This window comes from Lutibacter sp. (assembly GCF_030692605.1).
GTDB lineage: Bacteria > Bacteroidota > Bacteroidia > Flavobacteriales > Flavobacteriaceae > Lutibacter.
This window is the reverse complement of sequence record NZ_JAUYUD010000112.1, coordinates 22,996-35,589: the sequence shown is the minus strand read 5'-3', so window position 1 is coordinate 35,589 and position 12,594 is coordinate 22,996. Positions and strand designations below refer to the sequence as shown.

10 protein-coding genes are annotated in these 12,594 nt (G+C 30.6%); all 10 read left to right on the top strand.

Annotation, left to right across the window (positions count from 1 at the left end):
* Positions 1 to 2: 2 nt before the first annotated feature.
* The 10 genes from Q8S45_RS12075 to Q8S45_RS12030 all read left to right on the top strand — a co-directional run bounded on the left by Q8S45_RS12075 (position 3) and on the right by Q8S45_RS12030 (position 12,544).
* Positions 3 to 2,003 carry an AAA family ATPase gene (locus tag Q8S45_RS12075; RefSeq protein WP_305605156.1) on the top strand — a complete coding sequence of 667 codons (2,001 nt, stop codon included), beginning with the start codon at positions 3 to 5 and terminating at the stop codon, positions 2,001 to 2,003.
* A gap of 9 nt (positions 2,004 to 2,012) precedes the next feature.
* The gene (locus tag Q8S45_RS12070) at positions 2,013 to 3,602 is read left to right on the top strand and encodes an ATP-binding protein (RefSeq protein WP_305605154.1); all 1,590 of its coding nucleotides are present in this window, start codon (positions 2,013 to 2,015) and stop codon (positions 3,600 to 3,602) included.
* Positions 3,603 to 3,639: 37 nt separating this feature from the next.
* Positions 3,640 to 4,104 (top strand): hypothetical protein, encoded by a 465-nt coding sequence (locus Q8S45_RS12065; RefSeq protein ID WP_305605151.1) that lies wholly within the window; start codon positions 3,640 to 3,642, stop codon positions 4,102 to 4,104.
* An 89-nt stretch (positions 4,105 to 4,193) separates the two neighbouring features.
* The gene (locus tag Q8S45_RS12060) at positions 4,194 to 6,263 is read left to right on the top strand and encodes a Piwi domain-containing protein (RefSeq protein ID WP_305605148.1); all 2,070 of its coding nucleotides are present in this window, start codon (positions 4,194 to 4,196) and stop codon (positions 6,261 to 6,263) included.
* 36 nt (positions 6,264 to 6,299) lie between these two features.
* On the top strand, positions 6,300 to 8,930 hold the full coding sequence (locus tag Q8S45_RS12055; RefSeq protein ID WP_305605145.1) for an ATP-dependent RecD-like DNA helicase: 2,631 nt from the start codon (positions 6,300 to 6,302) through the stop codon (positions 8,928 to 8,930).
* 16 nt (positions 8,931 to 8,946) lie between these two features.
* Complete coding sequence (locus Q8S45_RS12050; RefSeq protein WP_305605142.1) at positions 8,947 to 9,534, top strand: hypothetical protein; 588 nt, start codon at positions 8,947 to 8,949, stop codon at positions 9,532 to 9,534.
* A 118-nt stretch (positions 9,535 to 9,652) separates the two neighbouring features.
* The gene (locus Q8S45_RS12045) at positions 9,653 to 9,946 is read left to right on the top strand and encodes a hypothetical protein (RefSeq protein WP_305605139.1); all 294 of its coding nucleotides are present in this window, start codon (positions 9,653 to 9,655) and stop codon (positions 9,944 to 9,946) included.
* A 790-nt stretch (positions 9,947 to 10,736) separates the two neighbouring features.
* Positions 10,737 to 11,039 (top strand): helix-turn-helix domain-containing protein, encoded by a 303-nt coding sequence (locus Q8S45_RS12040; protein WP_305605136.1) that lies wholly within the window; start codon positions 10,737 to 10,739, stop codon positions 11,037 to 11,039.
* 274 nt (positions 11,040 to 11,313) lie between these two features.
* Positions 11,314 to 11,718: a hypothetical protein gene (locus tag Q8S45_RS12035; protein ID WP_305605133.1), complete on the top strand. Its 405-nt coding sequence runs from the start codon at positions 11,314 to 11,316 to the stop codon at positions 11,716 to 11,718.
* Positions 11,719 to 11,905: 187 nt separating this feature from the next.
* Positions 11,906 to 12,544, top strand: a complete 639-nt coding sequence (locus Q8S45_RS12030) for a DUF6266 family protein (RefSeq protein ID WP_305605130.1) — start codon at positions 11,906 to 11,908, stop codon at positions 12,542 to 12,544.
* Positions 12,545 to 12,594: the final 50 nt, after the last annotated feature.

The window sequence follows — 12,594 nt, the reverse complement described above, 5'->3', positions numbered from 1 at the left end:
CTATGTTAATTAAAAGGATAAAAGCCAAAAATTTTAAAACTTATTTAGACTTAGATTTAGATATTAATGTTGAAAATGATAAACCAATTATCTTAATTGGTGGTGTTAATGGTGGTGGTAAAACAACATTTTTTGAAGCAATTTATGGTGCCTTGTATGGTTTAAATATCAATTCTGCAAAAACCTTTAGGGAATTACTAAATGCAGGGGCTGTTGGTAGAGTTGAAGCTAAAATTGAATTAGAATTGCATTTCTCAGGCAAAGTATTAAATCAAGAACAGGATTATATTTTAACCCGGGTATATATGCTAAACCCTGCCGGCTTGCCTGTTGAAGCAGTTAAACTTAATATGAATGGGGCAATATTTAATTATGGCACAGCAACTCCGGCAGCACAAAGAGTTGAACAAGAAGCACAAGTGAATAAGATTATTAAAGCAAATTTACCACAAGAATTAAGCAGGTATTTTTTATTCGATGCAATGGAAGCTGGAAATCTTTTAAAAGAAGACCAGTTGAATAGAGTTATTAAAGAAAATATTGAAAATGTTATGGGTTTCAATAAGTATATGCAATTGGCAAATGCAGCAGAAAGCCTATATCAAACAAAAACAGCCCAACGCCTGGAAGTAGAAAATGAAAAGAAAGAATATTTAGAACTGGTAGATAAAAAAAATGAACAAAAAGGAATACTCTCAAATCTAAAAGTAAATTTAGGAAATGTACTTAATTATTCAGTTCAAAATAAAGAATTATGTGATAATTTAAAAAGCGGTTTAAATGAAGAAACTACGATTAAAAACAAAATTGAACAAGCTAATAATCAAATTCTATATACCCTAAAAAAAGAAGAAGAGTTTCGTGATGAATTAACTGCCTTCTTAAAAGATATTGAAATAAACGTTTGTATTCCTAAAGTACAAGAAGCCTTAAAATCTGAAATACAATTAATTTCAAAGATTAAAGAAGAAGTGCTTCAAAATAACAACATAAATTTATCGGTTGAACAAATTGAATCTATAAGTAAATCAATAGCTAAATATTTGGAAGAAAATCACTTAATTCTAAATTCCTTAAATATTGATAATATAGTTGACTATGTTGTCAACACCTCAAAAAACGCAAACAATGATGATGTGTATGCTTTTTTGGAGCATTCAGACGTAAAGGCATTGGAAAGCTTATTAACGCTTAAAAGCATAAATGCTTTTCCAATGTTAGAACAACAAAAAGTTGAATTGGCTACGGCAATTCAACAAATCCCAGCGCAACAAACTTTTATAGAACAAATGAAAGCGCAAGTTTCTGGCAAAGATTATTCTATACTGAAGGCTTATGAAGAGAATGAAGCCAATATCAAAAAATATGAAGCTCAGATTAAAGAAGTAGACGCTGAAATTTTAAAAATTGATAAAAGAATACATCAATTCGATATTCAAATTAGTCAAGAACCCGACCCAAAATATGATACGCTTGGTAAATTAAAAGCGTTTTTTGAAGATGTAGCAAATCAATTGTTAATTGTAAAAAAACAACAAATTGAATTGAAAATGAAGCAGGATTTAAACATTATTCTTGCTGCATATAAAGATGTAATTGACAGAGTTGAATTATCTGAAAATTTATCAAATTTAACGTTCAAAATATTTCACAAATCTGGCAATGAAATATATTTGAATCATTTAAATACTGCCTCAAAACAAATTGTGATTCAAGTATTGTTAAAGTCCTTACACGAATTTGGTGATTATGACCCTCCTGTAATGATAGATACTGTAATGGGGGTTTTAAGCGAAGAAAGCAGAGCTGCAGTTTTAGAGCATTACTTCCCTCAATTATCACATCAAACCATTTTATTAAGTTCCGATAGTGAAATTAGAAAAGGTAATGAGTTTGAAAATATAGCGCCCTTTATATCTAAAACATACACGTTACATCGTGACATAGAGAATCAATCTACCAAAATTATTCCTGGTTATTTTGGTATTACAATTACTGATTAAATAAACGCTATGAGTACAATTAACATACAAAATATTAGACAAGCGGATGGCCTTAATGAAGCAATTGCCGATTTAAAAAGCCTTGTTGAAAATAGAGTAAATTCAAAATTTTATTCAGACAATAAACCAAATATCGGTTTAAGTAACAATAAAATAATGAGAATGTGTCTATTGGCCGGTTTATCAACTGAATCAAAGAGAACAATTAATGAAATTGATCATATTACCTTAGGCAGTAATAGAATATTTGAAACTCTTTTCACCTTGCACAATTTAAGCCCAATATTTTTTGCACTAATTAAATTGAGGTATCAAAATGTTAGCATCGATTGGGAAAATAACAGAGATAAAAGCAAAGTTGTAAATGCCGAGATTTTTAGAGGACAAAAATTATTAATGCAAGAAGGCGTCATTGAAGATTGGTTATTAAATACAGCAAGTACGGGTAACAATAAAAACAGTGGAAACATACCATTTCTAAACTTAAACATTGGTAGTTATGAAGATGATATACCTGCTTTATTAAATTTAAACGGTAAAGAAATTCCAAATACACAAATTTTAATAGCAGGAACTACTGGCTCAGGAAAATCAAACTTATTGGCTGTATTATTGAATGAAATACGCTCATTATCCGTAGATAGTAATTACCCCGTTAACTTTTTATTATTTGATTATAAAGGCGAGTTTTCAGATCCTGCCAACAATCATTGGTTAGCTTACTTTGAAACAGATAGCAGTGTTATTTTAGACCCTATATCTGCTCCGTTGCCTTTCAATCCATTTAAAAATTTTATAGGTAAAGCCCAAAATGAAATAAACTTATACTCGACTGAATTAGCAAATGCTTTGTGTGCAATCGACAATGCACGCATTAGTGCTAATATGAGCAATCGTTTATCGGAAGCCATTATAAATAGTTATAAAGTAACCCATAATAATGCCATAACCTTTGACTTAATTTTAAAAGAATATACCAAAGCACAACCAGAAAAAGATCGAGATAAAGATGACAGTATAAAATCCGTATTAAAACAATTAATAAGAACAAACCTTTTCTCAAATGAAGATAGAATAGATTTAATTAGAGACAGTTACATTGTAAAAATGGATGGCTTCCCAAAAGATGGCCCTATTGCCAAAGCAATAGTATACTTTATAGTTTCAAAGTTAAATTCAATTTATGAAACGCTTCCCAAACAAGTGGTAGATGATGAATGCGTTGAATTACGTCATTTCACAATAATTGATGAAGCACATTATATGTTAGGTTTTGACAATAAACCATTACGTGATTTAATTGCTACAGGAAGAAATAAAGGGTTGAGTATTATTTTAGCCACACAAAATATGGATAGTTATAAAAGTGACTATTTCGACTTTTATGCAAATGCACAATATCCTTTAATAATGAAGCAGCAATCAATAAATGACAGCGTCATTAAGGATTTATTTGGTGTAAGTGGCAGAGAATTTCAAGATATAAAAGAAGCTATATCCAATTTACAAAAGGGAGAGCTATTAATGAAAAACCCAACTGCAATGGCTTTAGGAATAGGTAAGAAATACAAAATAATAAAAGTTAGGCATTTAATTTAATATATATTTCAATAAAACTCTTTGCTAATAATTTACTATGGAAAACAAATTTACAAATTGGATAAAATGGGAAAACAGGAATGAGCTTGAAGGTATACGTTATATAGGTATATATTGTATTGCCGTTTCTGATAAATTACTGAATGAGTTTAATTTCATTCAAGATTTAGAATATATTGGAATGACAAATTCTAAAGGAGGTTTAAAAAGTCGTTTAAATCAATTTGATACAACAATTAAAAAGAAGAGAACCAATCACGGTGGTGCTGACAGATTCTTATATGAGTATGAAAACTATGAAATTATAAAAAATAATATCTATGTTGCAATACACTCTTTTGAATGTAATAATAAAATTCCTTCCCCAAATGATTTAAGAATTATGGGAGAAGTAGCAAAATGCGAATACGACTGTTGGGCTGCATATATTGAAAAATTCGGGAGATACCCTAAATTTAATGATAAAACAAATGCATCGAAATATAGTAAAATTCAAACCTAAAATATCTTGAAATTTTTAAAACAGCTCATTAAATAAAACTCGAAACTACTAAGTGAAACAAAAATTAAAAGAAAAAGATTTTAAAACCTATGAAAGAACACTTAAAATGCAACATCCTATCCTTTGATTGGCCAGAAAATAAACCTACGTTTTATTTTACACTAAATGATATTGAAGGAAGCCATCGAATACACAGTTCAAAATTAAGTGAAAATATTTTAAAAGCATTTCCAAAGGTAAACCCAAAGGAAACCGAATACATATATACAACATTTGATACACCTTCAACAAATGGCATTCCTATTCAAATAGCAATGTTCGGCCAAGAATTGTCTATTTACAAGCAATATTTAAAAAATAAGGTAAAACGGCACTTTTTAAACAAAGGATATGTAACAGATAAAAACTTTGTTGGTGATACACAAGTTTGGATACCCGGTAAAAACAATAACAATCCTCATTACCAATTACACTATAAATTTTCACTAAAAATTCAATTCGCACAAGTTACTGAGTATCCTGAATTAGTAGTTTCCTACGATGGTACATCTAAAATATTAAAAAAGTCAGTAGCTGAAATTGAAGATACCACCCTTATTAAAAAAACAATTATTGGTACTAAAATATACAACTATCAAATAAAAATAGATACCCCTGAAAAAGAAGATTTTTACAATAGTATCAATTTTAATGAAGCATACCCAATTTTCAATTTAAACTTAGCACGTGCATTAAATATTCCTTTAGAAGCACCTTCTCGCGAAAACCGTTATAAAAGATACCTCACAATTTTAAATGCTTTTAAAAACCGAGAATTGATTACCTCAGAGTTTAAACAAATAATACCTATCTATGATGATGAATTTATAGATGTTCCACTAAACAGAATCAACCACATAAAACAAGAGTTAGGCACGTTAGAATATGGCAATAAAAACACAGGTAAAGTTCCCAAATTTGATTTACCAAATTTCAAACCTTATCGCCGCCCTCCTAACCCTAACATTAAAATTTTCTTTATACATCACCAATCACACCAAGCAACTATTAAACTATTATACAATCATTTAAAAAATGGAACAGGGAGTAATTTTATAGGCATTGAAAATTTTTTAAATTTAAAAATAGAAGTAGCAAGTCATCATTTTATAGAATATAAAAATCTATCCAATCCAATTCCTGAAATTGAAGAAAAATTAGGAACCTTAACATTTGATGATAATGTACAATACGCCGCTTTTTTTATAAGTCCCGTAAGTAAATACACACAAGATCCCGAAGAAAAAATAATCTACTATCGTGTAAAAGAATTATTACTAAATGAAAACATTGTATCACAAGTAATAGACCACAACGACCTACATAAAAATATAAACAAGTACCAATGGCACTTAAATAACATCTCATTAGCATTACACGCTAAATTAGGTGGTGTACCTTGGAAATTAGCAGTAACAAGCCAAAAAGAATTAGTAATTGGTGTAGGTGCATTTACAAATAGAGATGAAAACAGACGCTATATAGCAAGTGCTTTTAGCTTTCAAAACAATGGACTATTTAGCCGTTTTGAGTACTTTACAAACAATGAATCTAAACTATTAGCTGGGAGTATTTGCAACGCTATTCGCAATTTTACCTCAGTTGCCGAAGCTGATAAAGTAGTGATACATTTCTATAAAGAAATGCGCTATGAAGAATTACAGCCAATTATACAGGGAATGAACGCTTTAAACCTTAATGTTCCTCTGTATATTTTAAATATCAATAAAACCGACAGTGAAGATATATTTGCCTACGATTTAAATTGGGACGGTAATTTAATGCCAAAAAGTGGTACTTACATTCGCATAGGATATAACAAATATCTATTATTCAACAATGCAAGATATGATTCAAATAACAAATACCCAGCATCTGAAGGCTACCACTTTCCTATCAAAATAAATATCAGTAGCCCTGATAAAAATGCTTTAGAAGATAATGAAGTTATTTTAAAACTATTAACGCAAGTCTATCAATTTAGCCGTTTGTATTGGAAATCAATGCGACAACAAAATGTTCCGGTAACTATAAAATATCCCGAAATGTTGGCACAAATAGCACCTCGTTTTAATGCGACTCCAAATGATACTTCAAATAATAAATTATGGTTTTTGTAATAATCTTTATTAAAAACAAGTTATACCAATAAAGCTATGGAAATGGATCTTAAAAATAAAGAGTTTTTAAAAGCACTCGAACTCATTGAACACACAAATCAATCATTTTTCTTAACAGGAAAAGCCGGTACTGGTAAGTCTACTTTTTTAAAATACATTGTAAAAAATATTGCTAAAAATTTTATGGTAGTTGCTCCAACAGGTATTGCTGCTGTAAATGTAGGTGGTGTAACAATACATTCCCTTTTTAATTTTCCAATAAGACCTTTACTTCCTAATGATAATGAAATAATAACTTTTCCGATAAATTCAGATAAAGGGCAATTAATTTTAGAAGCCGACACACTTATAATTGATGAAGTATCAATGGTAAGAGCTGACTTAATAGATGGTATTGATGCTTCATTGCGCAAAAATGGTGGGAATCCAAACCTGCCCTTTGGTGGTAAACAAGTTATTTTTGTTGGTGATATGTTTCAGTTAGAACCTATCGTTGTAGGCAAGGATGATAAAGCAATCATAGAGGAACATTATGGCACTGCATATTTTTTCAATGCGTGGGTATTTAAAGAATTTGAATTGCCTTCAATTGAACTAAAAACGGTATACCGTCAATCAAATCAATCTTTTATTGATTTGTTAGATAAAGTTAGAAATAAAACAATTACAAATGCCGAAATATCAGAAATTAACAAAAGAGTCTGTAAAGACACTACAACATTAGATAATGAATTTGTAATTAATCTTACCACTCGTAATGATGCTGCTAAAATAGTGAATGACAACCAACTAAAGAAATTAGTATCAAAGCAATACACCTTCCAAGCAGAAATTTATAATGAGTTTGAAGAAAAAAAATTCCCTACCGATGAATATTTATGCTTAAAAGAAGGAACGCAGGTTATTTTTATAAAAAACGATAGAGAAGAAAGATGGTACAATGGCACAATAGCTAAAATACACGAGCTTTCAGAGGATGAAATATATGTACAATTAGAAAATGGAGAAATTCATTTAATTGCACAAGTAGAATGGGAAAACACTAGTTATTCATACAATAGAGGACAACGAAAAATTGAACAGAAAATTTTGGGTGTTTTTAAACAATATCCTTTAAAATTAGCTTGGGCAATTACCATCCATAAAAGTCAAGGATTAACATTTGATAAATTAATGGTAGATTTTGGCACTGGTACTTTTGCAAGTGGCCAGGCGTATGTAGCATTAAGCAGAGTAAAATCTTTAGAAGGATTATATTTAAAAAATAAACTAACTTTAAATGATATTAAAATAGCCCCAGAAATAATACAATTTGCAGAAACATTTAACAATCCAATTATTATAGACACGCTCCTAAAACTTCCAACCAAAAATGAAGTACACCTAGTAAAAGAAATCTTTCAAAAAAATCTAACCCTTTTTATTGATTTAATATCTAGGCATTACCCTCTATCTGAACAATTACTTGCTAAGTATAAGGATAATTTTTCTTGGGATTTGCTAAGTGGTAATGAAAACTTATTAATAACAAAAGAATTAATTTATAGATACAAAGACAAATGGGATTGGAAGAATGATTTTACAAAAAATAAGAATATTCCTTGGTCACTCGATGTTATTGAAATATATGGAAAATATATTGGTTGGGAATTTTTAAGTAATAACAAGAATCTTCCTTGGTCAGAAGATTTAATAGATAAATATGAAGATAAATGGGATTGGAGATGTTTGAGTTCAAATAGTCATCTACCCTGGTCAAAATTTTTCTTTGACAAATATTTAAATAAATGGGTTTGGGAATCTCTTAGCACAAATAGTAATCTTCCTTGGTCAGAAGATTTAATAGATAAATATAATGATAAATGGGTTTGGGATGTTTTATCTTATAACAGGAGTTTACCTTGGTCAGAATCTTTTATTGAAAAATTTAGTGATAAATGGGATTGGTATTTTTTAAATAAATTTATAATTACGTCATATTCTAAAGATTTTAAAGAAAGAAACAAACATAAATGGAGCTGGAATGGTTCAATAGTTTCTCCTTGTTCTGAGACACTAATTAAGAAATATGTAAACAGAGATTTATGGTATTTCTTGAGTAGTAATGAAAATCTTCCTTGGAGTTTAGATTTTATAGAAGCTTTCAAAAAAAATTGGAATTGGGCTCAATTAAGTAAAAACAAAAGCCTTCCCTGGTCAGAAGAATTAATTGAAAGATACTTGAAAAAGTGGGATTGGAAGTTATTAAGTAAAAATGAAAGCCTCCCTTGGTCATTAGAATTAATTGAACGATACATACAAAATTTAGATTTTAAAATTTTAAGTGAAAATGAAAATATTCCTTGGTCTCTTGAATTAATTAAAAAATATTGGGGTAAATGGGATAAGGAGTCTTTAGCTAGGAATAGAAGTCTTCCTTGGTCATTAGAATTTATGAAAAATGTTGATTTTAGCTATGTTCCTTGGTTTTTTTTAAGTGCTAATACAGGTATCCCTTTAACTCTTAATTTAATTGCATATTATGCTGAAAGATGGTCATTATGCTCTGATTCATTTTGGGATGTTTTAGGTCCATATCTAGACGACAATTTAGTAGAAGAAGTTTTTGAAATGATGGATAACAAATTAAATGAAAAAGAATTAAACTGGAATCCAATCGTTCCCTAAAATTCAAAATAAACTTATGAAAAAAGCACAATTACTCTTAATATTTTTTATCAGCACAGTTGTATATTCCCAAGGATTTACGGGTGCAAATTGGTTCGTATATCCGCACAAAACAGTTCCGTTTTTTACAATTACCAAAACCGAAGTGCTTAAGTTTCAAAACCTAACATTTAATGTTAAATGGGATGGTAAATTAAGTTATTCCGAAAACTTAGGTTATAATTATGGTGGTATTGGTGAGTTAAAAATATACTATAAAAACAGACTTTTACAAACAATAAATAATATAGAGGATGAAACAGCATTGGGTACAATTTATTTGTACCTCTATGATTTTAATATGGATGGTTTTTTAGACTTTTCCATAAGAAGTGAATGTGGCAAATCCTGTTATTACCAATACTACTTATATAACTCCTTCAAAAATCAATTCCAACATCAAGTAGAATGGGATAGTATCAGAATATCTCAGTTAAATAAAAAAACAAAACAACTATTAACGGAACCTGAGGGAACTGCTACTGAAGGCCAAAGTTATATTTATAAAATTGAAGACCATAAATTAACGTTACTTAAAGTAATTCCGTATGGTTTGCATAATTAATCTCAAGTATTTAATAATCATCATTTTTAAGAATGAAAAGCACATAAAAAAAGCAAGAATTGAAAGAGTGCCTTTTATTCTTTTAAAACAAGTTTGCAAATAATCTCAAAAGAAAACTATGACTACAATTTTAAATGAATTTAATGGGTCAATTGAAAGAATTAGAAATAACTTTTACTTTAGCTTTTTAGCACTTAATTTTGTAAATCAGCGGCCATTTCGAGATGAAGTTATATTACCTGTAAACTTAACAGAAAATATAATGACTGCTATTTCTCTCAATTCATTTGATTTAGATGGAGTTAATGAATACGGTAATTCCATTCGTAGGCATTTTTTGAACGATTTGGTTATAAGGTGTTCGCAATCCGCTTCATTTTGTTCCATAAAATATATCTGCAAGGGCATTTAATGTAAAAGTAAAAGTGGCTTGTAAAGTTAGTTATTTATTAAAACCCTAATCCCGGTAACCAACCCTTGCATATACCACAAATAGCACTACTGCGGTGACACATCCTCGTTTAGTGCTATTTGTTTATTTTACTTCACACATTACACGCATTTCTCACGCACAGCTACTTTTGTACCCAAACCCTTTAAGGTTTTGCTGCGCAAGGCTTTTATTTGGGTACAACCGCTGTTTCATAATTTGGCTCGCCTGCTGCTCGCTCGGGCTAAAAAAGGGTGTCACAGTTTTTGAAAGCCCCATTTTGCATATGAAATAACCGTTGCAAGTAATTATTCAATCTCAACAAACCATTAATTTTTAGTTACCAACCAACCGATTAACTTCAAATTTCACAACGGATTATCACATATTGCAAACGCTCACAAGAGCAAAGTATTCCGTTCATTGTTCCTCGTTATGGCGCTCCGCAAATTGTAATTCAAACAATAATTTTCTATCCAATTAACCAACCGCTAATATCACAATCCAACAACCAAAGCGGAGCACACACCACTCGTCACGCTTCACTTCATAAATTGCCCTTGCCTATCCGTCGCCTCAAAAACACCGCCACCCTTGCGTGTACCACGTAGGCGTGGGACGCACTTATGCCGTTGGCAACGTGCTCAACCCACACCACCCTCGCTCAACTTCGCTGGCGGCTCGCTAAAATGCTCCTCATTTTTAGCTGCGCTATGTTTAGAATTAAATAAGCGAATTTTTGTATTTTAGTATAAACTCTAAACCATTGATTATGATTACTAAAACAATTCAAATACAAGAATTTACTATCGATGAATTAGCCGATGCAGTAGCTGATAAACTATTGTCAAAAATTGAAGTGTATCTAAAAGAATATGCAACAAAAAATGATGATACTTTATTGTCTCGGGAAGAAACAATTGACTTTTTAAAAGTTGATTCCTCTACCCTTTGGAATTGGTCTAGAAAAGGCAAATTAATTCCTTACAAAATCGGCAGCCGTGTATACTACAAGAAACTTGAAATTCTTGAATATTTAGAAAATCATCGACCTCGCTATGTGAAAAATTACTAATAAACATTGCATATAAAAAAATAAAAAAAGTAAGTAAAATTATTTGGCTACCATCATCCGATGCTTTTGGCTATAAAGTTCAAGCCCTACGGGTTTTTAAAAAAATCTCCACCCTATTTTAATTTCCTTCCTAAAAAACATTTCAGCAGGGTTGTATTTTTTCAAAAAAACTTGACAGCCATCCAACGCCAACAAGTAAACTACTTTCTTTTTTTCTTTTTTCTTTTAAAAATGATTTGTGAGCGCAGCGAATCATAATTTTAATTGCGTTACTATGCCAACTTTTGAAATCAAAACTCACCAGATCGGAAGAACTTACACAAAACCGCACTTTTTCATTCTGAATAAAGGCCTGAACAGCGGCAAACCAATGCCGGAACCCTGCCCGAATTGCTTTGTGATCATAACCAATTCCGATGAAGTCCGGGAATCACTTTTTTACCTGTGTTTATCCCTTAAAATTGGCAGGTATTTCAGTAACTATTTAAAAGGAAGTGTGATTCCATTTATTTGCATAATGGATACAAAAAAAGTAATTTATAATGCTTTGCAAAATAATGAGCAACTTCAATGGAAACAGAAGATTGAAAAATTAAAGAAAATAGATGCTTTTGAGCAGAATATTAAAATGCAATTGAAGTTAATAACTGATTTAAAAGTTGCTTTACTGACATTTTAACAGTAAAAAAAGATTCTGTAAAAAACATTAAATTATTTGAAGTGCAAAATGATGCAAAACCCTGAAACAAAATCCATTACAATAGATTTGCATAATAGTTGCCTTATATTACATAAGATTGGAAAAGCTTCAGGCCAAAGCCGTACCAAATCCAAATAATTTTTATTTAATTTAATATATAATAGTAATGGGTAAAATAGGTCAAGGAATCCTTGGAGGTTTATCAGGTAAAGTAGGAAATATTATTGGCGGAAGCTGGAAAGGTATTGATTACATTAGGATCAAACCAACAAGTGTAGCGAATCCAAGAACTGAAGGTCAAGTGAACCAAAGAAACAAGTTCACAGCAACCTTAGAATTTTTGCAACCAAACAAAGATTTTGTCAATGTTGGTTATAAGAGTTTTGCAATTAAACAAACAGCGTTTAATGCTGCAATGTCTTATGTTTTAAATAATGCCATAATTGGAGTATCTCCTGATTTTTCAGTTGATTATTCCTCTGCTCTATTGAGCAAAGGAATTTTATCAAAAGCTTTAAACCCTACAGCTGATTTATCAACAGCCGGACAGGTTTCTTTTAGTTGGGGTGATAATTCCACAGAGAATAATGCAAAACCAACAGACAGAGCAATGCTATTGGTTTACAACCCAATAAAAAATGAATCAACATATCAATTAGCAGGAGCTGATAGAATAGCCGGAACCGATGTTCTGACTATTCCTAATACTTATGCAGGTGACACTGTTGAACTTTTTATGGCGTTTGTTGCACTAGATGGTAAAGTTTCTAACAGTAGCTATATTGGCTCTGAAATAGCCAATTAACGCATCATTAGTTTTTTTTATAAGAAGCTGTCTCACAACTAGAGACGGTT

Excerpts from the sequence above, each read along its gene's own strand:
- Q8S45_RS12075 (WP_305605156.1), top strand. The coding sequence starts at position 3 with ATGTTAATTAAAAGGATAAAAGCCAAAAATTTTAAAACTTATTTAGAC.
- Q8S45_RS12070 (WP_305605154.1), top strand. The coding sequence starts at position 2,013 with ATGAGTACAATTAACATACAAAATATTAGACAAGCGGATGGCCTTAAT.
- Q8S45_RS12065 (WP_305605151.1), top strand. The coding sequence starts at position 3,640 with ATGGAAAACAAATTTACAAATTGGATAAAATGGGAAAACAGGAATGAG.
- Q8S45_RS12060 (WP_305605148.1), top strand. The coding sequence starts at position 4,194 with ATGAAAGAACACTTAAAATGCAACATCCTATCCTTTGATTGGCCAGAA.
- Q8S45_RS12055 (WP_305605145.1), top strand. The coding sequence starts at position 6,300 with ATGGAAATGGATCTTAAAAATAAAGAGTTTTTAAAAGCACTCGAACTC.
- Q8S45_RS12050 (WP_305605142.1), top strand. The coding sequence starts at position 8,947 with ATGAAAAAAGCACAATTACTCTTAATATTTTTTATCAGCACAGTTGTA.
- Q8S45_RS12045 (WP_305605139.1), top strand. The coding sequence starts at position 9,653 with ATGACTACAATTTTAAATGAATTTAATGGGTCAATTGAAAGAATTAGA.
- Q8S45_RS12040 (WP_305605136.1), top strand. The coding sequence starts at position 10,737 with ATGATTACTAAAACAATTCAAATACAAGAATTTACTATCGATGAATTA.
- Q8S45_RS12035 (WP_305605133.1), top strand. The coding sequence starts at position 11,314 with ATGCCAACTTTTGAAATCAAAACTCACCAGATCGGAAGAACTTACACA.
- Q8S45_RS12030 (WP_305605130.1), top strand. The coding sequence starts at position 11,906 with ATGGGTAAAATAGGTCAAGGAATCCTTGGAGGTTTATCAGGTAAAGTA.